24 protein-coding genes, 1 pseudogene and 1 riboswitch are annotated in these 22638 nt (G+C 64.0%); of the genes and pseudogenes, 14 read left to right on the top strand and 11 right to left on the bottom strand.

The genetic code is table 11. From position 1 onward, the window contains the following. Window positions 1–51: 51 nt before the first annotated feature. From QRN22_RS05235 to QRN22_RS05205, 7 genes and pseudogenes are all read right to left on the bottom strand, one after another. The gene (locus QRN22_RS05235) at window positions 52–183 is read right to left on the bottom strand and encodes a hypothetical protein (RefSeq protein WP_257026851.1); all 132 of its coding nucleotides are present in this window, start codon (window positions 181–183) and stop codon (window positions 52–54) included. A 15-nt stretch (window positions 184–198) separates the two neighbouring features. Then, entirely contained in the window at window positions 199–993 is a 795-nt protein-coding gene (locus QRN22_RS05230; protein WP_042552532.1) for an ABC transporter ATP-binding protein, read from the bottom strand. Between the two features lie 3 nt (window positions 994–996). Then, window positions 997–1755 (bottom strand): annotated as a pseudogene (locus tag QRN22_RS05225) (ABC transporter permease); the annotation flags it as partial. 82 nt (window positions 1756–1837) lie between these two features. Beyond that, window positions 1838–2632, bottom strand: coding sequence for a class II aldolase/adducin family protein (locus QRN22_RS05220; protein ID WP_042552534.1), 795 nt, complete (start codon window positions 2630–2632; stop codon window positions 1838–1840). 31 nt (window positions 2633–2663) lie between these two features. Then, window positions 2664–3614 carry a D-isomer specific 2-hydroxyacid dehydrogenase family protein gene (locus QRN22_RS05215; RefSeq protein ID WP_042552535.1) on the bottom strand — a complete coding sequence of 317 codons (951 nt, stop codon included), beginning with the start codon at window positions 3612–3614 and terminating at the stop codon, window positions 2664–2666. Further along, complete coding sequence (locus QRN22_RS05210) at window positions 3611–4810, bottom strand: acyl-CoA dehydrogenase family protein (RefSeq protein ID WP_082045723.1); 1200 nt, start codon at window positions 4808–4810, stop codon at window positions 3611–3613. Before QRN22_RS05210 ends, QRN22_RS05215 begins: the two co-directional genes overlap by 4 nt. Before the next feature lie 356 nt (window positions 4811–5166). Further along, window positions 5167–6060 (bottom strand): LysR family transcriptional regulator, encoded by an 894-nt coding sequence (locus QRN22_RS05205; protein WP_042552536.1) that lies wholly within the window; start codon window positions 6058–6060, stop codon window positions 5167–5169. Window positions 6061–6283: 223 nt separating this feature from the next. Between QRN22_RS05205 and QRN22_RS05200 the strand changes: the two genes are divergently transcribed. The 8 genes from QRN22_RS05200 to QRN22_RS05165 all read left to right on the top strand — a co-directional run bounded on the left by QRN22_RS05200 (window position 6284) and on the right by QRN22_RS05165 (window position 13756). After that, entirely contained in the window at window positions 6284–7033 is a 750-nt protein-coding gene (locus tag QRN22_RS05200) for a GntR family transcriptional regulator (protein ID WP_042552537.1), read from the top strand. 2 nt (window positions 7034–7035) lie between these two features. Further along, a complete protein-coding gene (locus tag QRN22_RS05195) occupies window positions 7036–8760 on the top strand; it encodes a fumarate reductase/succinate dehydrogenase flavoprotein subunit (RefSeq protein ID WP_197076959.1) in 1725 nt (574 codons plus the stop codon). Between the two features lie 128 nt (window positions 8761–8888). Continuing rightward, complete coding sequence (locus QRN22_RS05190; RefSeq protein WP_042552539.1) at window positions 8889–9134, top strand: 4Fe-4S dicluster domain-containing protein; 246 nt, start codon at window positions 8889–8891, stop codon at window positions 9132–9134. Window positions 9135–9395: 261 nt separating this feature from the next. Continuing rightward, on the top strand, window positions 9396–10802 hold the full coding sequence (locus QRN22_RS05185) for an ABC transporter substrate-binding protein (RefSeq protein ID WP_042552540.1): 1407 nt from the start codon (window positions 9396–9398) through the stop codon (window positions 10800–10802). Between the two features lie 50 nt (window positions 10803–10852). After that, window positions 10853–11635, top strand: coding sequence for an ABC transporter permease (locus QRN22_RS05180; protein ID WP_042552541.1), 783 nt, complete (start codon window positions 10853–10855; stop codon window positions 11633–11635). Continuing rightward, window positions 11635–12489 carry an ABC transporter ATP-binding protein gene (locus QRN22_RS05175; protein ID WP_042552542.1) on the top strand — a complete coding sequence of 285 codons (855 nt, stop codon included), beginning with the start codon at window positions 11635–11637 and terminating at the stop codon, window positions 12487–12489. The genes QRN22_RS05180 and QRN22_RS05175 overlap by 1 nt, the downstream gene beginning before the upstream one ends. After that, entirely contained in the window at window positions 12486–13466 is a 981-nt protein-coding gene (locus QRN22_RS05170) for a HEAT repeat domain-containing protein (protein WP_042552543.1), read from the top strand. The genes QRN22_RS05175 and QRN22_RS05170 overlap by 4 nt, the downstream gene beginning before the upstream one ends. Beyond that, window positions 13463–13756 (top strand): DUF971 domain-containing protein, encoded by a 294-nt coding sequence (locus QRN22_RS05165; protein WP_042552544.1) that lies wholly within the window; start codon window positions 13463–13465, stop codon window positions 13754–13756. Before QRN22_RS05170 ends, QRN22_RS05165 begins: the two co-directional genes overlap by 4 nt. Window positions 13757–14506: 750 nt before the next feature. Here QRN22_RS05165 and ykgO read toward each other — a convergent pair. Next, on the bottom strand, window positions 14507–14662 hold the full coding sequence (gene ykgO, locus QRN22_RS05160; protein ID WP_042552546.1) for a type B 50S ribosomal protein L36: 156 nt from the start codon (window positions 14660–14662) through the stop codon (window positions 14507–14509). Next, a complete protein-coding gene (locus QRN22_RS05155; RefSeq protein ID WP_042552547.1) occupies window positions 14659–14919 on the bottom strand; it encodes a type B 50S ribosomal protein L31 in 261 nt (86 codons plus the stop codon). The genes ykgO and QRN22_RS05155 overlap by 4 nt, the downstream gene beginning before the upstream one ends. A gap of 280 nt (window positions 14920–15199) precedes the next feature. Then, window positions 15200–15395: riboswitch (cobalamin riboswitch) on the top strand. Window positions 15396–15570: 175 nt separating this feature from the next. On the opposite strand from QRN22_RS05155, the gene QRN22_RS05150 reads away from it, so the two are divergent. From QRN22_RS05150 to QRN22_RS05125, 6 genes are all read left to right on the top strand, one after another. Beyond that, window positions 15571–16587 (top strand): ABC transporter substrate-binding protein, encoded by a 1017-nt coding sequence (locus QRN22_RS05150; protein WP_042552548.1) that lies wholly within the window; start codon window positions 15571–15573, stop codon window positions 16585–16587. Further along, the gene (locus QRN22_RS05145; protein WP_042552549.1) at window positions 16584–17618 is read left to right on the top strand and encodes a FecCD family ABC transporter permease; all 1035 of its coding nucleotides are present in this window, start codon (window positions 16584–16586) and stop codon (window positions 17616–17618) included. Before QRN22_RS05150 ends, QRN22_RS05145 begins: the two co-directional genes overlap by 4 nt. Continuing rightward, window positions 17615–18382, top strand: a complete 768-nt coding sequence (locus QRN22_RS05140) for an ABC transporter ATP-binding protein (protein ID WP_042552550.1) — start codon at window positions 17615–17617, stop codon at window positions 18380–18382. The genes QRN22_RS05145 and QRN22_RS05140 overlap by 4 nt, the downstream gene beginning before the upstream one ends. 15 nt (window positions 18383–18397) lie before the next feature. Further along, a complete protein-coding gene (locus QRN22_RS05135) occupies window positions 18398–18832 on the top strand; it encodes a pseudoazurin (RefSeq protein ID WP_042552551.1) in 435 nt (144 codons plus the stop codon). Between the two features lie 7 nt (window positions 18833–18839). Then, window positions 18840–20063, top strand: a complete 1224-nt coding sequence (locus tag QRN22_RS05130; RefSeq protein WP_042552552.1) for an MFS transporter — start codon at window positions 18840–18842, stop codon at window positions 20061–20063. Window positions 20064–20130: 67 nt separating this feature from the next. Then, a complete protein-coding gene (locus QRN22_RS05125; protein ID WP_419761274.1) occupies window positions 20131–20517 on the top strand; it encodes a hypothetical protein in 387 nt (128 codons plus the stop codon). Between the two features lie 51 nt (window positions 20518–20568). Here the strand turns inward: QRN22_RS05125 and QRN22_RS05120 are convergent, their stop codons facing one another. After that, window positions 20569–21708 carry a mechanosensitive ion channel family protein gene (locus tag QRN22_RS05120; protein WP_042552554.1) on the bottom strand — a complete coding sequence of 380 codons (1140 nt, stop codon included), beginning with the start codon at window positions 21706–21708 and terminating at the stop codon, window positions 20569–20571. A gap of 465 nt (window positions 21709–22173) precedes the next feature. Continuing rightward, the gene (locus QRN22_RS05115) at window positions 22174–22581 is read right to left on the bottom strand and encodes a hypothetical protein (RefSeq protein ID WP_042552555.1); all 408 of its coding nucleotides are present in this window, start codon (window positions 22579–22581) and stop codon (window positions 22174–22176) included. Window positions 22582–22638: the final 57 nt, after the last annotated feature.

The following is a 22638-nucleotide window of genomic DNA, read 5'->3' as shown; positions in this document are numbered from 1 at the left end:
GGTCGCTCCAGGTCTTGCGTGGCCTGTCCGGTGGGCTATCCGGTTAGACGATCAGCGCTGGCGGCACATTCGCTCGCCGTTGTCTGCCGGCGGCACACCCGGCCAGCCGATCAGTGTGCTGACGCTGTCGCCATGCAGGTTGTCGAGCAGGCGACTGGCGAGGCGGGAAAGATAGCGTTTCATGACTGACCTCCTGCCTTAGATGGCGATGGCGCTGAGCGGGTAGCCCGACGCGAGAAAGGGGTTGTGATCACGACCGAGGCTGTCCGGGTCGTCCTTTTCCACGCCGAGCAGTGCCAGCAGGCGCGTGCGGATATCGTTGAAACCGGCCTGGCCGTTGTCCCGCGGGCGGCCCAGGTCGACGCGCAGTTCTTCGGCGATGCGCCCGTCCTGCAGCACGATGATGCGGTCGGCGAGCAGAATGGCTTCGTCGACATCGTGGGTGACCAGCAGAACGGCTGGCGTGTGCTTTTGCCACAGGTCGATGATCAGGCGGTGCATGCGGATGCGGGTCAGCGCATCGAGGGCGGCGAAGGGTTCGTCGAGCAGCAGCAGTTTGGGCTCGCGAACCAGGCTGCGCGCCAATGCCACTCGCTGGGATTCACCGCCGGACAGGGTGGCGGGAAAGGCTTCCAGGCGATGGGCCAGGCCCACTTCGGTCAGCGCCTGGATAGCACGCTGCTTGGGGTTGGCCACGCGCAGGCCGAGGGTGACGTTCTTCCAGGCGCGCTTCCAGGGCATCAGCCGCGGCTCCTGAAATACCGCCGCGCGGGCTTGCGGGGCGATCAGCTCGCCGCCGTCGATGGGGTCCAGGCCTGCCAGGGAGCGCAGCAGGGTGGTCTTGCCGGAGCCGCTGGCGCCGAGCAGGGCGACGAATTCGCCGGGGGCGATGTCCAGGTTCAGTTCATCGATCACCCGGTTGTCCCCGAACTGACGCACCACGCCGCGCAGGCTGACGGCCGGCGAGTAGTCGATCTTGCTGTGCGCATTCATGCTTCAGGTCCTTATGAACGAGGGGCGCCAGGCCAGAGCCAGGCGTTCCAGGGTGCGAATCAGGCCGTCGATGAGCAGACCCAGCAGGCTGTAGATCAGCAGGCAGATGACGATCACGTCGGTACGCATGAAGTCGCGGGCATCGCTGGCCAGGAAGCCGATACCGGCGGTGGTGTTGATCTGCTCGACGAACACCAGAGCCAGCCAGGAAATCCCCAGGGAGTAACGCAGGCCGACGAAGAACGAGGGCAGGGCGCCAGGCAGAATCACGTGCCAGATGAGTTCGCGACGGTTCAGCCCCAGGGTATTGGCCGCTTCGATCAACTTCGGGTCGATATTGCGGATGCCGGCGAACAGGTTGAGGTAGATCGGAAAGGTGGTGCCCATGACGATCAGCGCCACCTTGGTGAATTCACCAATGCCGAACCACAGGATGAACAGCGGCACCAGGGCCAGAGACGGGATGGTGCGCAGCATCTGCATGGGGGAGTCGAGGGCGATTTCGCCACGTTTCGACAGGCCGGTGATCAGCGCTGCGGTAACGCCGATCGCCACGCCGATGCCGAGGCCGGTCACGGCGCGCTGCAGGGACACCAGCAGGTGGCGCAGCAGTTCACCGCTGCGCGTCAATTCCCAGAGCGTGCCGCTGATCTCGCTGGGGGCGGCGATCACGCGGGCTGGAATCAATCCGGCCCGCGAGGCGATTTCCCAGAGCAGCAGAATGGCCAGGGGGCTGATCAGGCGCAGAACGAAATCCGGCGTGGTCCATTTGCTGCGGCGAGCGGGCTGTACCGTACGGCTCACGGTGATGGTGCTGGCGTTGGTCATGGAGGTCTCCCGCTGATCAGTGCTTGTAGCTCTGGCCTGAAGCCCGTTCGAGCTGGCGAATCAGCGCGTCCCAGTGCAGCTTGATGCCCGGCCCCTTGCCATCGGAAAAACGCGCCGATTGCTGGCGAACCTTCTCGATGGCCTCGGCGGGGGCATGCAGCAGATCGGCATTGCCGCCGGCCTGTGCGGCGATCTGGATGTTGCAGGCGCGTTCCAGCCCATGCAGCTCGCGGAAGGCGTGTTCGACGCTGATGCCGCCGGTGAGCAGGCCATGGTTGCGCAGGATGAAGATGTTGCTGTCGCCGAGGTCGGCAACCAGGCGCTCCTGCTCGTCCAGATCCAGCGCCACGCCTTCGTAGTCGTGGTACTTCACGCGGCTGTAGAAGCCCAGGGCATGCTGCGAGAGCGGCAGCAGCCCGCCGCGCTGGGCGGATACCGCTGCGCCATCACGGGTATGGGTGTGCAGCACGGCCTGCAGATCCGGGCGCGCGCGGTGGATGGCGCTGTGGATCACGTAACCGGCCTGGTTGATACCCAGGTTCAGCGGGTCGTCGATGATGGTGCCGTCGACATCCACCTTGACCAGGTTGGACGCGGTGATCTCGTCGAACAGCAGGCCGAAGGCGTTGATCAGGAAGTGTTCGTCCGGCCCCGGCACACGGGCGGAGAAGTGCGTGTAGATATGATCCGTCCAGCGAAACAGCGCAGCCAACTGGTAGGCGGCAGCCAGTTTGACGCGCACTTCCCATTCTTCAGGGCTGACGCGCTCCTGGACGGAAGGAATGCTGTGCAGGGTAGCGAGTGAACTCATGGCAATCTCCAGGCCCTGGTGGGCTGTCTGTTCAGTAACCGCGTCCGATATCGACGAGGTTTTCCAGTTGCGCTTGCGCCTGGAAACGCTGGAAGTTGGCGACGAAATCGTCGACGAACTTGCGCTTTCCATCGGTGGACAGGGCACTGGTGTGGGGTGAGATACGTACCCGCGGATGCAGGTACAGCGGGTGATCGTTCGGTAGCGGCTCGGGTTCGGTGACATCCAGTGTGGCGCGGCCGATGCTGCCGTTGTCCAGCGCCTCGAGCAGGGCGTTCTGATCGAGCAGGCCCCCACGAGCCAGGTTGATCAGGTGCAGGCCAGGTTTGGCGCTGCCCAGCACGTCGCGGTCGAGCAGGTGGCGGGTATCCGCGGTCAGCGGCGCAACCACCACCAGGTGGTCGGCTTCGGCGAACAGATGGTGAATGTCGCGGGCGGCCTCGATGCCGGGGATTTCGGCGATGGCGTGGCCAGGGCGACCCAGGGCGATGACGCGCATGCCCAGGGCCAGCGCCTTGTGCGCCAGGCTCTGGCCAATCGAGCCGAGGCCCAGAATACCCAGGGTCGCGCCCTTGACCGGCTGCAGGTAGGTGAAATGCCAATCGTCGTTCTTTACCCAGATGTCCGGAAGCTGCTTGGCTGCGCTGAAGATCGCCGCCAGGGCGAATTCGGCGACATGGTTGGCGTTGGCACCCTTGGCGCTGGCAACCTGCTCTACGTCGAACAGCCAGTGCGGGTAGAAATCGATGCCCGAGGAGGCCAGTTGCACCCATTGCAACGACCACGGCCAGCCGGCTGGCGCTTCCTTGAGTTCGACGCCGCGGACGTTGATGGGGCGTACGATCAGCGTGCTGGCGTCAGCGGGAATCTGCGCCAGGCCTTCCGGGCCAAAGGGGATTTCGACGATGCGCTGCTGCGGCAGGCGCTCGCGCAGATAGGCATTGGCCTCGGTATCCAGCTGGCTGACGATGGTCTGGCTCATTGCGCTGCCTCCCGGGCCTGGGCGAAGGCGCTACGACCGACGGCGCTGAGCGCCACGTCGTCCTGCGGGGTATGGATGCGGCTGCACAGCACGTCACGGAAATGCCGCTCCAGCGGGTTCTTGCGTGACAGCCCCGGGTTGCCGGATGCCTCGATGGCGAGCTCCACGGCACGTATGGCGTTGCTGCTCACCAGTTGCTTGATCTGCCCGGCGTGCGCTGCCTCGACCTGGCCTGCGGCAGCCGAATCGAGCAGGGTGCGGTTGGCGAACAGCAGGGTATCGATGCGCCCGACGATCTCTTGAAAGCGCGGCAGGCTGGAGAGCGGTGCGCCGAGGTTGGACGGCGTGCGTTGTTCGAGAAAGCCCACCAGCCAGTCCCGCGCCGCCTGGGCGACGCCATCGTAGATGGCGGGCAGCAATACCGACATCCACAACATGCCTTCACCGTCCAGTTCCGGCCTGGGTGCACTCCACGGGCTGACGCTGACGGCGTGATCGAGAGGGATCAGCACGTCATCGAACTGCACTTCATGGCTGCAGGTGGCGCGCATGCCCAAGTGGTCCCAGTCCTCGACGATACGAATGCCGGGGGTGTCGCGATGGACCAGGTAACCGCCAACCAGCGGGTCGGCATCGTCGCTGCGTGCCCACACTAGGTACCAGGTCAGGCCGTGACTGCCGGTCGAATAGATCTTGCGGCCGCTCAGGCGCCAGCCTTCGCGGGTGCGCCGGGCAGTGGTCGCTGGCAGACCACCGCGCGCCGGCGTGCCGAGTTCGGGTTCGACGCGAAAGGCGTTGATCAGTGCGCCGTTTTCCACCGCATCGATACCGACCTGGCGACGCAGCTGCTCGGGCCAGTTGAGGTTCTGCTGCAGGCGGAAGTGCTGCAGGTACTGCATGACCAGAATCAACGCCGTGGACGGCTCACCCTTGGCCACCGCGCTGATCACCCGCCGCGCGGTAGGCAGATCGGCGCCACCACCCCCGAGCGTCTTCGGCACCGTCAACCCCAGCAGGCCGTGGCGCTGCAGTAGGGCGAAGTTCTCGGCCGGAAATTCGCCACTGCGATCGAAACGCGCGGCGCTGGCGGCCAGGGTCGCGGTGATTTCATCGAGCTGGCGGGTGAAGCGGGCCTCGTCGCGCTCCGGGGATACGCGATGGGTGGGGAAGGCGAGGGTGTCGGCGGATTGCGTCATGGGTCTCTCATCACGGGCGCAGATGGCAGGCAATGCCTGTTCGATTTCTGAGCGCCCCAGGGTGATGAGGTGGCCTGGGTGAGACCGTATTCTTATAGCTTTACGCTGTAAAAGTCTTTTTGGTTCTAAGCTAATTATCAGCTTTTCTGAATTAACAATTTTGTTGTTATGCGTTTGTGGAATTTTGAGGGGCGTGAGAATTGCCTGTCGATGCCGCCAGCGGCTTACGGCCAGTAGCGACCAGCGATCTGGCCCTGCGTCAGCGACTCGCGCCGCTCACGCTGAGGGTTGCAAAGGGCGAGGAGCCACTGCCGTCGATCACAGGGCGCGATAATGGCTCGGAACTTCGCCCGGCCCTATTGCGAGCGCAAGCGCTGCGCGGCGACGTCGCTGAACAGGTTCACGGCGTCCTGCAGGTTGCCCAGGTACTGCGGGTGCAGCAGCCAGAGATCGATCATCGGCTTGAAGTCGCTGACGTTGATCACGTCCAGTTGCTCGCGGTGCCCGCTGCGCTCGAGCAGGGGCGCGGGCACCAGGCCGAAACCCATGCCGCTGGCGACCAGGCCCAATTGCAGTTCGGTGCCGAAAGTTTCCAGGTTGATCTGCAACGACAGGCCCTGTTCGGACAGCGCGCGTTGCAGGCCTGCGCGGAAACCACAGCCGTCGGGGTTGAGCACCCAGCCCTGCTGGTAGCAGTCCTTGAGCTTGCAGCTGCGCTTGCGCATCGCGCCCTTGGCGGCCACCACCAGCAGCGGCATGCGGCCGATGGAGCGGCTGGCGATGCCTTCGGGGAAGATCTTGCCCGCCGGGAAGAGTACTGCGGCGGCATCCAGCTCACCGTTTTCCATGCGCGCGATCAGGGTGCTGCCCCAGCCATTGATGACCTGGGTCTTCAGTTCCGGGAAGGTTTCACGAATCTGCTGCAGGGCGTCGAGCAGCACCACGTCACTGATGGTTTGCGGCACTCCCAGGCGCAACGAGCCACTGGGCGAGCCATCGCTGGCGACCAGTTCGCGCAGCGAGTCGATCTCGCGCAGGATCGCCTTGCACTGATCGTAGACACGCAGGCCCATGGGGGTCGGTTTGAGCGGCTTGGTATTGCGGTCGAGCAGATTGGCGCCCAGATCCTCTTCGAAATTCTGCACGCGGCGAGTGATCGCCGGTTGAGTCAGTTGCAGAGCATCGGCAGCCAGCTTGGTCGATTGACAGCGGATGACGGCGACGAATGCATCCATGTCATCGATCTTCATCTCAGGTACTCACATATTAAGGGCAGGAAAAATGCCTCGATAGAATAATCATCTTTAACCATTTTGGGCACGGCCTTTTCCTTTTCGTGAGCATTCGACGGCGATCCTGATCGCTGAAATTCTCCGCCATAAGCTTATTTCTTAATCGTATTTCAGATCAGCCCGGTTATTCGCTATTTTCTCGTCACTACTTGTTATGACAAGTTGATCAAAAAGGATTCACATGTCTCAGCTCATACCGCTTTCGCCCGTTCCCCTGTACAGCCAGCTCAAGGAGTTGCTGCGCTCGCGCATCCTTGATGGAACCTATGCGCCGCACAGCCGCATGCCCTCGGAGAACGAGCTGGGCCAGACCTATGGCGTCAGCCGCATCACCGTGCGCCAGGCGCTGGGTGACCTGCAGAAGGAAGGGCTGATCTTCAAGATCCACGGCAAGGGCACCTTCGTGGCCAAGCCAAAGGCGTTCCAGAACGTCAGCACGCTGCAGGGCCTGGGCGAATCGATGAAGCAGATGGGCTACGAGGTGATCAACAAGTTGCGCAGCCTGCGCCACGTTCCGGCGTCGGCATTGGTTGCCGAGCGCCTGCAGGTGGCAGAGGGCAGCACCGTCACGGAAATCCGCCGGGTGCGGCTGATCAACCGCGAGCCGATTTCCCTGGAAATCACCTGGCTGCCCCATGCCGTGGGCGAAAAGCTGGAGAAGGCCGATCTGGTCACGCGTGACATCTTCCTGATCCTCGAAAACGACTGCGGCATCGCCCTGGGTCATGCCGATCTGGCCATCGATGCCGTGCTTGCCGACAGCGACCTGACCCAGGCGCTGGCCGTGGAGGAGGGCTCGCCGATCATGCGTATCGAGCGCCTGACCCACACCGCCGATGGCACACCGCTGGATTTCGAACACCTCTATTACCGTGGCGATGCCTTCCAGTATCGCCTGCGCATCGACCGACAGAAGGGCGCGCAGCCATGAGCATCAACACCTTGGAACAGGAATACGACATCGTCATCATCGGCGGTGGTACCGCTGGCCCCATGGCCGCGATCAAGGCCAAGGAACGCAACAAGGCGTTGCGCGTGCTGCTGGTCGACAAGGCCAACGTCAAGCGCAGCGGAGCGATCAGCATGGGCATGGATGGCCTCAACAATGCCATCGTGCCCGGCCACGCCACGCCCGAGCAGTACACCAAGGAAATCACCGTGGCCAATGACGGCATCGTCAATCAGGCCGCCGTGTATGCCTATGCCACCCACAGTTTCGAAACCATCGAGCAGCTCGACCGCTGGGGCGTGAAGTTCGAGAAGGACGAAACCGGCGACTACGCGGTGAAGAAGGTGCATCACATGGGCGCCTACGTGCTGCCGATGCCCGAAGGGCACGACATCAAGAAGGTGCTGTATCGCCAGCTCAAGCGCGCCCGGGTGGAAATAACCAATCGCCTGGTGGCCACACGCCTGCTGACCGATGTCGACGGCGCGGTCAACGGCCTGATGGGTTTCGACTGCCGCACCGCTGATTTCCACGTGATCAAGGCCAAGGCGGTGATTCTTTGCTGCGGCGCGGCCGGACGTCTCGGGCTGCCGTCTTCCGGCTACCTGATGGGTACCTACGAGAACCCGACCAATGCCGGCGATGGCTACGCCATGGCGTATCACGCCGGTGCCGAGCTGGCCAATCTGGAGTGCTTCCAGATCAACCCGCTGATCAAGGATTACAACGGCCCGGCCTGCGCCTACGTGACCGGCCCGCTGGGGGGCTATACCGCTAACAACAAGGGCGAGCGCTTCATCGAATGCGACTACTGGAGCGGCCAGATGATGTGGGAGTTCCATCAGGAACTCGAGGGCGGCAACGGCCCGGTGTTCCTCAAACTCGATCACCTGGCCGAGGAAACCATCCAGAACATCGAGGAAATCCTGCATAGCAACGAGCGCCCCAGCCGCGGCCAGTTCCATGCCGGGCGTGGCACCGACTACCGCTCCAGCATGGTCGAGATGCACATCTCCGAGATCGGCTTCTGCAGTGGCCACAGCGCTTCCGGCGTGTGGGTCAACGAGCGGGCGGAAACCTCGGTCAAGGGCCTGTATTCGGCCGGAGACATGGCAGCGGTGCCGCACAACTACATGCTCGGCGCCTTCACCTACGGCTGGTTCGCGGGCAACAACGCTGCCGACTTCGTCGCCGAACGCGACCACAGCGCACTGGATCAGGCGCAGATCGACGCCGAGCGGGCGCGGGTCTACGCGCCGCTGAACCGCGAGCACGGCCTGCCGCCGGCGCAGGTGGAGTACAAGCTGCGCCGCTTCGTCAACGATTACCTGCAGCCACCCAAGGTCACCAGGAAGATGGAGATCGGCCTGCAGCGTTTCGCTGCCATCGAAGCGGATCTGGGCGAGCTGAAGGCCAGCAACGCCCACGAACTGATGCGCGCCATGGAAGTTAGCGTGATCCGCGACTGCGCCGAGATGGCCGCCCGCGCCTCGCTGTTTCGCAAGGAAAGCCGCTGGGGCCTGTATCACCACCGGGTCGATCACCCGCAGCGCAATGACGCCGAATGGTTCGTGCACTGCCACCTGAAAAAGGACGAACACGGCCAGATGGTCAGCTTCAAGAAGCCGGTCGAACCTTACCTGATCGCTCTGGATGATGAAGAGCAGCAGGCCTACAACCGCTTGCGGGTAAAGACCGAAGCGGCGTGAGCAGGATGGGCTTTGGCCCACCAAGTGGCATCAGGCTGAGCTTTCCCGGTGGGCTGAAGCGGATTGCCGTGGGCCCACCCTACATCCTAGAAAAACACGAGAGCCACAGGCTCCGAGGACACCGTGATATGGCCTTCCAGCCCCAGGAAATCCTGTTTCGCAGCAATGCGCCCGTGACCATCGACGAAGACAAGTGCATCGCCCACAAGGGCTGCACCGTGTGCGTCGACGTCTGCCCGATGGATCTGCTGGCGATCAACCCGGCGACGCAAAAGGCCTACATGGCTTTCGACGAGTGTTGGTACTGCATGCCGTGCGAGAAGGATTGCCCGACCGATGCGGTGCGCGTCGAGATTCCCTATCTGCTGCGTTGAACAAAGCGCGACCTGGAGTTTTGTAGGCGCCCGCTTGCGGGCGATCAACGGGAAAGCATCGCCCGCAAGCGGGCTCCTACGGACTTCAACGCTCGGGACTCTGCAGCTAGCGCGAAGCTTATCCACCGAATATCCAACATAAAAAAGCAACACGCCATCCGGCCAACCACCGGACGCCTGATCAACAGACCCCTCGTTTCCCACCGGCCGACCACCCGGCGGAGACGATTCCAATACCTATTGATTCGAGGGGAGACACCCATGCACTTGCGTACCACTCTGGTCGGCCTCGCGCTGGCCATCGGCAGCATCACTGCCCAGGCCGAGACCATTCGCATCGCCATCGGCACCCAGGACACCACCATCAACTGCGCCACCGGCGGGTTGCTGATCCGCGAGCTCGGTCTGCTCGACAAATACCTGCCGCGCGACGGCAAGTACAAGGACGCCAAGTACGAAGTGGAGTGGAAGAACTTCACCAGCGGCGCGCCCCTGACCAACGAAATGGTCGCCGGCAAGCTCGACTTTGGCGCCATGGCTGACTTCCCCGGTTCGTTCAATGGTGTGGCCCACCGCGATGCCGGCAAGCAGAGCCTGTTCATCACCGTGCTGTCGGGCAGCACCAAGGGCAGTGGCAACGGCATCGTGGTGCCGGCATCCTCCAGCGTGCAATCGCTGGCCGAGCTCAAGGGCAAGACCATTTCCGTGCCGTTCGCGTCCACCGCCCATGGCATGCTGCTGCGCGCCGTTGCCGCCCAGGGCTGGGATCCGCAGAAGGACGTACGCATCATCGCCCAGGCCCCGGAAATCGCCGGCTCGGCGCTGCGCAGCAATCGCATCGAGGCCCACGCGGACTTCGTGCCGTTCGCCGAACTGTTCCCCAACCGTGGCTTCGCGCGCAAGATCTACGACGGCTCCCAGGCGGATGCACCCACCTTCCATGGTGCGCTGGTGGATGCCGACTACGCCAAGAAGTACCCGGAAGTGGTCACCGCCTACCTGCGCGCCGGCCTGGAAGCGGATCGCCTGTTCGCAGCCGAGCCGGAGAAGTACAGCGAGCTGATCGAGAAGGTCACCGGTATCGAGGCCGAGGTGAATTACCTGTTCCACGGCCCGCTCGGGTTGCAGACCCGTGACCTGACCTGGAAGCCCGAGTACCGCCAGGCGGTCACCACCTCCATCGAAACCCTCAAGTTGCTGAAGAAGACCGACCGCGGTCTGAACGTCGAGCAATTCGTCGACGATCAGTACATCAAGGCTGCCTTCAAGGCCGAAGGTGGTGATTACGCGCAGGCGCTGGCCAATTACGCACAGCTGCCGCTGAAAGCCAATGATGCAGTGACCGGCCAGCCGATCACCGATTTCAAGCGCGTGGCGCAGATCTGGGTGCGTGGTGAAAGCAAGGTACGTCACTACGCCTCACCGGAAGCGGCCTTCAAGGCGCTGGCGCAGCTCGAGGAAGAGGGCAAGGACATCCGTGCCATCTACGCCCAGGCCAGCGACAGCGGCATCAAGCTGCTGGCCAACCAGGCCTGGTTCGTACGCAACGGCAAGGGCGAACTCAACGCCTTCCTGCTCAAGGGCCAGGCTGAAGCCTATGCCAAGGCTCACGGTGGTGAAGCGCTGGACTTCGGCAGCGCCAACCAGCGCCTGGTAGCCGCACGCTGATCGGCCCGCTGCGCCATGCCTCCCGTGGCGCAGCACCTTACTGGAGCCTGATGATGACTTCTCTACACCGTTGGCCGTTGCGCCTGGCGTCGTTGGCGTTCTGCCTGCTGTTCTGGCAGGTGGCGACCAGCTCGCGCCTGGATCTGGGGCTGCTCACCTTCATCTACGTGCCCACGCCCAAGTCGGTGGTCGATGCGGCCATCGCGCTGATCGAATCCAGCAGACTCTGGGATCACGTCGGCGCCAGCCTGGGGCGGGTATTCAGCGGTTATCTGATCGCAGCGCTGCTGGGCGTCACCCTGGGCATCGCCATCGGCCGTTCCCGCTGGGCCGAAGACAGCCTGCTGCCGCCGCTGGAGGTACTGCGGCCGATTCCTGCCGTGGCCTGGATTCCCCTGGCGATCCTGATGTTTCCCTCGTCGGAACTGTCGATGATCTTCATCACCTTCACCGGTGCGCTGTTTCCGGTGCTGCTCAATACCGTGCACGGGGTGGAGGGTGTCGATGCCCGTTTGATCGCGTCGGCCCGCAGCCTTGGCGCAGGGCGCCTGGCGATCCTGCGTGAGGTGGTCCTCCCGGGCGCTGCGCCGAGCATCGTCACCGGCCTGGCGATCGGCATGGGCACCTCCTGGTTCTGCCTGGTCACCGCGGAAATGATCTCCGGGCAGTTCGGCATCGGCTATTACACCTGGGAGTCGTACACCATCCAGAACTACCCGGACATCATCGTCGGCATGCTGCTGATCGGCCTGCTCGGCATGGGCAGCAGCCTGCTGGTCAAGCGCCTCGGCAGCCTGCTGACGCCCTGGTATCGCAGCGGAGGGCGTCGCTGATGAGCATTCATGAAACCGGCCTGTCGGCCGGACGCATCGATATCGAGAAGCTGACCATCCGCCTCGGCGAGGGCGTGCAGGCGTTCGAAGCCGTGCAGGCGCTGGACTTCTCCATCGCCGCTGGCGAATTCGTGTGCATTCTTGGCCCCTCCGGCTGCGGCAAGTCGACCTTGCTCGGCGCCCTGGCCGGACACCTGACGCCCAGCGCCGGTAGCTTGCGAGTCGACGGCCAGGCGGTGGATGGCCCGTCACCGCAGCGTGGCATGGTGTTCCAGCATCACACCCTGTTGCCCTGGCGCAGCGTGCTCGACAACGTCGCCTTCGGTCTGAAGATGCAGGGCATCGGCAAGGCTGAACGGCAGCAGCGGGCGCGTGAGTTTCTCAACCTGGTCGGCCTGCAGGATTTCGCTGCGCGCTGGCCCAATCAGCTCTCCGGCGGCATGCAGCAGCGCGCCGAGATCGCCCGGGTGCTGATCAACCGTCCACGCCTGTTGCTGATGGACGAACCCTTCGGCGCGCTGGACGCGCAGACCCGCAGCAAGATGCAGGAGTTGCTGCTGGATATCTGGGGCAGGGTGCGCACCACCGTGGTGTTCGTCACCCACGATATCGACGAAGCCCTGTTCCTGGCCGATCGCATCTTGGTGATGAGTCCGCGGCCTGGACGTTTCATCGAAGACCTGCGCCTGGACTTTCGCCGTCCGCGGCATGCGGGCCTGTTGACCAGCCCGGAATTCGTACAGCTCAAGCGCCACTGCCTGGAGCTGCTGCGCCACGAAGAAGGTCGCGAGCTGCCACGCCTGACCCCGCTCGGGCTGCCCACCGAACATCCGCCATTGCGAGTTGCCCTATGACCGACCTGAGCACCTATGTAAGCACCGATAACCCCGACATTCTCGACCTGCTGCCACGCCTGCAAGATGAGGACGCCGGCGTGCGCCGCATCGCCCTGATCGAACTGGCGGACCTGGAGGAGCCGGACGCCTTGCCCTGGCTGACCCATGCCCTGACCCAGGACGCGTCTGCCGACGTGCGCGCCGAGGCGGCTCGCCTGCTGGAGGCCTGGGAGGAGCCCGAAGTGGTAAATGGCCTGTGCGCTGCCCTGACCGATGCCGACGCCCGCGTGCGTGGCGCCGCAGCCCAGAGCCTCAGCGAGTTGAAAACCGCCGACGCCGGTCGCGTGGTGCTGCCCTGGGCCAGGCATGCCGACCCGTTCGTGCGGGCCAGTGCCTTGCGAGCCCTGCGCGAGTTGCGGCTGATCGACAGCGTACCCACTGCCGTCGCCGCGCTGCAGGACAGCGATGCCTTCGTGCGCCGTGAAGCGGTCGGTATCCTCGGCTGGTTGAAACAGGCCGATGCGCTGCCGCAACTGGCGCGCCTGGCCAGCGACGATACCGATACCGAAGTACGCCGTGCCGCCACCGGTGCGCTGGGGCTGGCCAGCGACGACAGCGTGCTGCCAGCCCTGCAGACGGCGCTCAAGGATCGCGAATGGCAGGTGCGTGAAGAGGCCGCCACCACCCTCGGCAAAGTTGGCCACACGGGTGCCGGCCCTGCGCTGCTGGAGGCGCTGAGCGACAGCTACTGGCAGGTGCGGCTGCGTGCGGTGCGCTCGCTCGGCCGCCTGCGATTCGCCGCGGCCCGTGAGGCGCTGGTGGAACTGCTTGGGCACGCCATCAGCAACCTGCGCAAGGAGTCCGCGCTGGCGCTTGGCGAACTGGGCGACGCTCAGGCACTGCCCGCATTGCTGGCCGTCGAGCACGATGCCGACCCGGAAGTGCGCAAGGCGGTGCGTATCGCCATCGGCCAGTTGCGCCTGCAAAAGTCATGAACCAGGCACCCGTCGCGATACGTAACAGTGCCACGCAAGCGACATTGAGCGTGGATTGGGGACAAGGGCAGGTACAGGTGCTCGCCCACGGGCGCCTGCGTGCCGGGTGTCCGTGCTCGAAATGCCGGGCGGCTCGGCTGGCGCAGCGCATCGACGTGGTAGCGGATGGCGTCCGCATCACGGCAGTTCACGCACAGGGCTATGGGCTGCAATTGGTGTTCGACGATGGCCACGACCGCGGCATCTACCCATGGAGCTATTTGCGTGAACTGGGGGAGGTGGCAGGTTGAGTTGACCGGGCTAGTCGCATGGCCTGGTCGTCACGGCGTCAGCCGCGGGATGAGCGAAATCGCCCCGCGTTGAGGGCGACGCGCCCACCAGAAAATGGCGTCGAGCATCCATTTCGCAGGCGCCCCGATGCTGTCGGACCGCGCGCCGCGGCGGATGGTGGGCACGGCGCGGAGGTAGAGAACGGCCACCATCGCATTCGCGCCGAGGGCGGCGCTCCTACCGGAATGGCTTCACCCCAACGATTTCGCAGGCGCCCCGATACTGTCGGACCGTGCCACGCGGCGAATGGTGGGCACGGCGCGGAGGTAGAGAACGGCCACCATCGCATTCGCGCCGAGGGCGGCGCTCCTACCGGAATGGCTTCACCCCAACGATTTCGCAGGCGCCCCGATGCTGTCGGACCGCGGCACGCGCGGATGGTGGGTACGGCGCGGATGCAGAGAATGGCTACCATCGCATTCGCGCCGATGGCGGCGCTCCTACCGGAATGGCTTCACCCCAACGATTTTGCAGGCGCCTCGATACTGTCGGACCGTGCCACGCGGCGAATGGTGGGTACGGCGCGGATGCAGAGAATGGCTACCATCGCATTCGCGCCGAGGGCGGCGCTCCTACCGGAGTGACTTCGCCCCAACCATTTCGCAGGCGCCTCGATACTGTAGGAGCCCGCTTGCGGGCGAATGGTTGTCGCGCCACAGACCTGGGGAAACGGCTGTGATCGCGCCGCGCCGAGAGGCTGATGCAGGCGCTTAGCCCTTGTTCTTGCGCTGCGGTTTGGGCCGGCCTTGCACGCACTTGAAGCGTGGTTCGGTCTTGCAGATCACGTAGATGCGACCCCGGCGCTTGACGATCTGGCAATCGCGGTGGCGCAGTTTGGCCTGTTTCAGCGAGGCGACGACTTTCATGAGCGGGCTCCTGCGAAACCGGCGAAGCGTTTGTTGAAGCCGGCCACCCGACCTTCGCTTGCCGTCTGGCGCTGCTGGCCGGTGTAGATCGGGTGCGACGCGCTGGAGATATCGAGCGTGACGTAGGGATAGGTGTTGCCGTCGCTGTGCTCGCGGGTCTTGTCGGTGCTGACGGTGGAACCGATCAGCCAATAGGTGTCGGCCGAGACATCGTGAAACAGCACGGGGCGGTAGTCGGGGTGGATACCAGGTTTCATGAGCACTCCAATAAATACGTTATAAGGTAACAATATCAAGTCTTGTTGATTTTGGTTCTCATTTCAAGCCCGAATCCGAATTTTTCCACCACGGTGTCGATCGGCTCCATGGATCTTTCGATCAGGAGCTGAAGCGAGCACTCAACTCGACTTGCTAAATTGTTATATTGTAACAATAATGGCCGCCAGCATTAGCCGCACAGGTGCTGCAACGGCTTCGGTATGTCGAGATGAATGCGCAGAAACTGCAGCGAAGCGCTGCAGGGCAGCGACCTAATCGTTTAAGATGCCGCCCGCCGGTTTCCGCGAGGAATTAATAGGGAATCCGTCGCCATTTCTAATGGCCAAACGGAACTGCCCCCGCAACTGTAGGTACCGAGCAGCGCTGCATTCGTGTCACTGGGGGCGACCCCGGGAAGGCCACAGCGCTGCCGCGACGTACCAGTCAGGAGACCTGCCGGCGTCGGTCCGATCAGCTGCAATCCAGCTGTGTTTGGACACTGCAATCGAACCAGCCGGCGGGGTGTCCGGGAGGGGGCATCCGTAATCACCTTCCTCATGGACAGGTGCGGCCATGGCCGCTTGGCGTGATGTGTTCTCCAGCCTGCGCACTGCCATTTATGCGTATCTGTTGATTGGGAGATCACCCGCATGACCGTGTCTCGTTTTGCCGTTCTGGCCGCCACCCTTGGCCTGTCTTCGATGGCGCTGGCCGCCACCCCGACTCGTTACCCCCTGACCCTCGAGAACTGCGGCCATGAGCTGAGCTTCGCCGCTGCGCCGAAGAGCGCCGTGACCATCGGTCAGGCCGGCACCGAAATTCTCTATTCCCTCGGGCTTGGCGACCGTCTGGTGGGTACCTCGCTGTGGTTCAGCAACGTGCTGCCCGAGTTCGAGGCGCAGAATGCCAAGGTCGAGCGCCTGGCCGATAACGACCCGAGCTTCGAGTCGGTGATCAACAAGCGCCCCGGGCTGGTGGCCGTGCAGTTCGAGTGGATGGTGGGCAAGCAGGGCGTGGTCGGCACCCGTGAGCAGTTTCACGCGCTGAAGATTCCGACCTACATCATGCCGTCCGACTGCGAGGGCAAGGACAATCTGGTAGGTGCCGACGGTACTCGCCTGCAGCCGTTCCAGATCGACAGCCTGTACAAGAGCATTCAGCAGCTGGCGCAGATATTCGACGTGCAGGCTGAGGGCGACAAGCTGGTCGGCAGCCTGCAGGAGCGACTCGGCAAGGCGGTTGCAAATGCCGAGCAGCGCCAGGCGAAGCAGATCTCCGCCGCGTTCTGGTTCTCCAGCGCCGACCTGGATCTCGACCCCTACATGGCCGGTCAGAAAGGCGTTGCCGATTACATGATGAAGTCGCTGGGGCTGCAAAACGTGGTCGAGTCCAGCGAAGAGTGGCCAACCGTCGGCTGGGAAACCCTGGCCAAGGCCAACCCGACCGTGCTGGTGCTTGCGCGCATGGATCGCCGCCGTTTCCCGGCTGACGACGTGGAGAAGAAACTCGAGTTCCTGCGCAATGACCCGGTCGCCAAGCACATGGATGCGGTGAAGAACGGCCGCATCGTGATTCTCGATGCCGACGGCATGCAGGCTTCGCTGCGCATGATCACCGGCATCGAAACCCTGGCCAAGGCCGTTGACGGGTTCGATCTGCAGAAATGATTGCCCGTGGCTCCCGCCTGTTCCTGCTGACCATCGTCTGCCTGCTGTTGCTGGCCGTGGCGGTGGTCGTCGGTGTGGCGCTGGGTGAAACCCGCATCCCGTTGTCGGTGGTCTTTCAGGTGCTGGCCAGCAAACTGTTCGGGGCGGGCTTCGTGCTCGATCCGATCGACGAGGGAATCGTCTGGAACTACCGCCTGACCCGGGCCCTGGTGGCCGCCTGCTGCGGCGCCGGGTTGGCGGTTTCCGGTGTGGTGCTGCAGGCGCTGTTGCGCAATCCGCTGGCCGATCCCTATCTGCTGGGGATTTCCGCAGGTGCCTCCACTGGAGCGGTTTCGGTGGCGCTGCTGGGGCTCGGCGCAGGCATGCTGTCGCTGTCCATGGGCGCCTTCATCGGTGCGATCGCCGCCTTCAGCCTGGTCGCCTTGCTGGCAAGGGCTGCGGGCGGCGGTGCGCTGAATGGCACCGGGCAGATCATTCTTGCCGGTATCGCCGGCTCCCAGCTGTTCAACGCGCTGACCTCGTTCCTGATCACCAAGTCGGCCAGCGCCGAGCAGGCCCGGGGCATCATGTTCTGGCTGCTCGGCAACCTCAGCGGCGTCAACTGGCACGATGTCGCCCTGGCCGTGCCCGTGGCGCTGGCCGGGGTGCTGCTGGTGGCCTGGCATACTCGCGCGCTGGATGCCTTCACCTTCGGTGCCGAATCGGCTGCGTCGCTGGGCGTGCCGGTGCGTCGGGTACAGGCCACGCTGATCGCCTGCGCGGCGCTGGTCACGGCGGTGATGGTGTCGATCGTCGGCTCCATCGGCTTCGTCGGTCTGGTGATCCCTCACGCTGCACGGCTGCTGGTCGGCGTGCGGCATGGCCGGCTGGTGCCGGTCGCCGCCCTGACTGGTGCGGTGTTCCTGATCGCCGCCGACGTGCTGTCGCGTACGGTGATCAAGGGCCAGGTACTGCCCATCGGTGTGGTCACCGCGTTGATCGGCGCGCCGGCCTTCGCGGTGATTCTGGTACGCGGGAGGCGGGCGCGGTGAGTACGGTGTTGCAGTGCAGCGACCTGGGCTGGTCGGTGAAGGGTAGGGCGATCGTCGCCGGCGTCGATCTGCAACTGCGTCAGGGCGAGACGCTCGGCCTGATCGGTCCCAATGGTTCGGGCAAGTCGACCTTGCTCAAGCTGCTGTCCGGCATCCGCACGCCGGGCAGCGGCCAGGTGCACCTGCAGGGCAAGCCGCTGGGTGGCCTGAGTCGCCGGGATGTCGCCCGCCAGTTGGCATTCGTCGAGCAACAGGCCGACACCGGTGACGCGGTGACGGTGCGCGATGCCGTCGAACTGGGCCGCACGCCCTGGCTGTCGGCCTTGCAGCCCTGGTCGGCGGAGGACGAACGGATCGTCGTTCAGGCACTGGCCGATGTGGACATGGCCGAAATGCCGGAGCGAGCCTGGAGCACCCTGTCGGGCGGTGAACGCCAGCGCGTGCACATCGCTCGGGCACTGGCGCAGAAACCGCAGATCCTGCTACTCGACGAACCCACCAACCATCTGGATATCCAGCACCAGCTGTCGATCCTCAATCTGGTACGAACGCTGCCGGTGACCACCCTGATCGCCTTGCATGACCTCAACCAGGCCCTTGAGTGCGACCGCCTCGGGGTGATGGAGCGCGGTCGACTGGTGGCGCTGGGGGCACCGGCCGAGGTGCTGACCACCGAGCGTTTGCGCGACACCTTCGGCGTACGCGCCCGCTACCTGGTCGACCCTGAAGACGGTGCCCGGGTACTGCGCTTTCAACCTATCTGAGACGAGTCTTTTGTCATGCGTTTTTCGCCGCTCTTCGCTTTGCTCGCTACGCTTGTGTTCACAGCTCCGGCATTGGCCGAAACCCACGAAGTGAAAATGCTCAACCGTGGGGAGTCCGGTTCGATGGTCTATGAACCGGATTTCCTGGCCATCGCCCCCGGTGACAGCGTGACGTTCATCGCCACTCACCCGACCCACAACGCTGCCAGCATCCCCGGCCTCCTGCCGGAGGGCGCCGAGCCGTTCAAGGGCAAGATCAACGAAGAGATCGAGGTGACTTTCAATGAGGCAGGGCTCTATGGCATCCAGTGCATTCCGCACTTGGCGATGGGCATGGTGATGCTCATTCAGGTCGGTGATCAGCCGGTCAGCGCGGCGCAGATTCCCGCGCAACTGCCGGCGCGAGCCAGGCAGCGTCTGGAACAGATCGTCCAGCGTGCGAGCGAATGAGCCAGCCATGAGCCGGGTGCTGGGTACCTTCGCCAGCCTGTCACCCGCCGCACGGGTGCTGGTGCTCAACAGCCTGGCGTTCAACTTCGGCTTCTACATGCTGGTGCCGTATCTGGCCGGGCACCTCAGCGAGAGCCTCGGGCTGGCGGGTTGGGCGGTGGGCCTGGTGCTCGGCATCCGTGTGTTCAGCCAGCAGGGGCTGTTCCTGTTCGGCGGCTTGCTGGGTGACCGCATCGGCTACCGTCGCGCCATTCTCATCGGTTGCCTGGTGCGCTGCGTGGGGTTTGCCGTGCTCGGCTTCTCGGAAAGCCTGGCGATTCTGCTGCTGGCCGCCTGCGTCAGCGGTTTTGCCGGTGCGCTGTTCACGCCTTGTGCCCAGGCCTACCTGGCCGATGAGTGCCAGGACATGCAGCAGCGCAAGCGCGCCTTCGCCCTGCAGAACATGGCCAGCACCGCCGGCATGCTGCTCGGGCCGCTGGCAGGCCTGCTGCTGATCGGCATCGATTTCGCGGTATCCGGCAGTGTGGCAGCCGGGCTGTTTCTGCTCATGACCCTGGTGCAGTGGCGCTTTCTGCCGAGCAAGGAGCTGGTTTCCGGTGACGAGCCGGTGACCATGCTGCGCCAGTGTCTGGACATGCTCCAGCAGTGGTCATTCCTGCGCTTCGCCCTGTTGGCTGCAGCCTATCCGTTGTTGTTCCATCCGCTTTATCTGGCGATCCCGGCCTACAGCCACGCCCACGGCGGCGGCCAGGCGTGGATCACACGGGTATTCGTGATCACTGCGCTGGTTGGCGTGCTGCTGCAGATGCCGATCAGCGCGCTACGCCAGCGTTGGCTCAGCGAGGGGCAGGGCATGGGCCTCGGCCTGGCGTTGATGGCGGTCAGCTACGCGCTGTTGGCCGAACCTTTCGCCAGTCTGTTGAGCCCATATTGGGCGGTTCTGCTGATGGCCGCTTTGCTTAGCCTCGGCAGCCTGCTGGTGCTGCCGCTGCTGTCGGCCCACGTGCCTCATTACGCCCGGCGCGGGCAACTGGCCGCCTATTACGGCTTCTTCGCCGGTGTGGGCGGGTTGGCGGCGTTGTTCGGCAATGTGCTGATCGGCCGGCTGCTGCCCGCTGAGCAGGCGCCGCCACAGGTACTCTGGTGGGCGCTGGTCGGCATTGGCCTGGCTGCGGCTTTCGGCTTGGCCCGACACATGGCCGGTTTGAGCCGTAACAGTGCGCAACCATGAGCCGCCAAGCCAGCATGCAGGGTGCGGTAGCATGGGGCGATTCACACTGCTGGAGCTACCCGTGTCGATCCGTCTGAAACTCGCTGCCGGGTGCCTGCTGGCCCTGTCCTGGGCCGTGCCGGTGCAGGCCGCCTTCACCTTGCCCGGCGATGCCATGCGCTGCACCCGCAGCGCCACGCTGCTCAATTGCGCGGATCGTTTCGGCAACCACTACGGTATCGCTCAGCGCGGTAACGACACGCTGATGCGTGGCTTCGACGCCATCAGCGGGCAGACCTGGGCGCAGACCAGCACCACCTATGGCCGCTTGCAGCTGTTCACCGGCGTCGCCAGCAATGGCGAGCTGTGGGTGGGCTCCAGCAGGCGCATCGGCTGGAACGTGGTCAGCCGGCTTTCCAGCTCCAAGGGCGAGCGGGAGCGGGTCAACTGCAACCGCATGATGGGCTGCCGATAGGCAGCCGTTGCCTTCGAGTGGACGGCCTCACGCTCTGCGCCCAGCCTGGCGTCAGCTGAACCGAGGCAGGCGCTGGTCGCGCTCGGCCGAATCGTCCTGCTGTTCGTGCTGCGGTAACCCGGCAACTTTCAGCGTCGGCATTTTTTCACCCACCAAACGCAGATCGCGACGCGGCAGGGCGAAGCGCACATCCAGTTCGCGCAGGGCATCGAGCAACTGCAGGTTGATCTCTTGCTGGATATCCATGTACTGGTTGTAGTCGGAACTCTGCACGATGTAGACCACTTCGAAGGTCAGCTGGCTCTCGTCGAAGCCGAGAAAGTGCGCACGGTCGAACTTGGCCTTCGGGGTCGCACGGATGATGTCGCCGACCTTCTCCGATACCTGGCGAACCTTGTCGCTCGGGGTGTCGTAGCTGACGCCGAACTTGAAGACGATGCGCCGCGTGTCCATGCGCTTGTAGTTGTGCACGATCTGGCGCAGCAGGTCGGCGTTGGCGCACACCACCTGTTCGCCGCTGAGGCTGCGGATGCGCGTGGTTTTCAGGCCGATATGCTCGATGCTCCCGGCCACTTCTCCGAAAACCACGAAATCGCCGATCTCGAACGGTTTGTCGACGCCAATCGACAGCGAGGCGAATATGTCGCCCAGCACCGTTTGCACTGCCAGGGCGATGGCAATACCGCCAACCCCCATACTGGCCACCAGCGCGGTGATGTCCACACCCAGGTTGGCGAGGATCGACAGCAGCATCACCGACCACACCACGATCAGCACCATGATGCTGACGATGGTGGTCATTACCGGGTTGAAACTGCCGCCCCCGTTCTTGCCGACCACCAGGCTGCGTGCCCAAAGGCGTACGCCGGTATCCACCCACAAGGCGATCTGCAGGGCGAGGGCAACGAACCAGGTGTGGCTCAGGGCTGCCTGCCAACTGCCGGGCAGGTCCGGCAGGCGCAGTGCCAGCAGCAGCGAGAAGGCGAGCAGCAGCAAGCGGCTGGTACGCCCGATCACCACCGCGACGAAGTGCTGCCAATTACCGTCCTGGCCTTTCGACCAGGTGGTCAGGCGCTTGTGCACGATGCCCACCACGGTACGCAGCACGGTGTAGATCAGTGCAGTAGCGATCACGACGATGCCGACGCCGAGCCATAATTCGCGATCGAGCCAGATGTTCCACTGTTCCATTTCGGGTCCCCTGAAAAAGCCAATACAGTTTTCTGTAGGCCTCAGGGCGGAGAAGTTCCCCCTCAATGGTCCGCGGGTTCTGCACTACCGCCGCACACCGCGTGTCACGAGCGAAGGTCTGAGCTATGGTGTAGAGGCAGCGATCGGTAAGGGCTCTGGGCGCTCATCAGCGACGCCGGCCGGGCGCGGCCGTGCAGCGCGACAAACGACAACCTTGCCGTAGATGCTATTAAACCCGATGCGAGCACCAAGTATGCTCGCCTGGAGGATGACGTGACTTTTTATAGCCTGGATCTGCTGCTGATTCTGCTTCTGGTTACCGCACTGTTCACTGCCTTGCCGATCATCCTCATGCGCAGCCTCTGACCTGCTGCGCAATCATCGTTCCGCTGGCCGACCATCTGGCGGATCGACGCATCCGAACTGCGTTCGCTGTGGTTGGCGATGGGCAGGGGCTGGCTCGTTTCAGCCAGCAGCGGATTGCCCGAGCAATTCATGAAAGCGCGACGGTTCGACCTGCTGAATCAACAGCAGGGCGCCGACGGTGCTCGCCGGGGTGCCTGGCAGATAGGCTGCCGGTATGACGCCGGGCAGTCGAACCTGCCAGGCAGCGATCAGGTCGGCTGGCTCCGCGCCGTTGCCGAGGAGTTCGTCGAGGTTGATCTGCACGCCCATGTTGGCAGCCAGGCGTATGGACCGCCGCAGCAGCATTTCAGCCATTTCGTGCTGCTCGACCGGGCTCCGTGCCTGGTAGCTGGACAACCACTCGCCGATGGGGCGGCGGCACTGCGCCGCGCCTCCGCGAAAGTGCTGTAACAGCAGATAGGCAGTGCCGACCAGCACGATCGCTATGACAGTGAAGACAAGTTCCATCAGGGCTCCTGGCGTGAAGGATCAGCCTGCCCCGGTGGGCGAACAGCATGGCGGCGA

It is taken from the genome of Pseudomonas sp. MEJ086, from assembly GCF_030209025.1.
GTDB lineage: Bacteria > Pseudomonadota > Gammaproteobacteria > Pseudomonadales > Pseudomonadaceae > Aquipseudomonas > Aquipseudomonas fulva_A.
The sequence above is the reverse complement of the archived record's forward strand: the minus strand, read 5'-3'. Positions and strand labels throughout refer to the sequence as shown.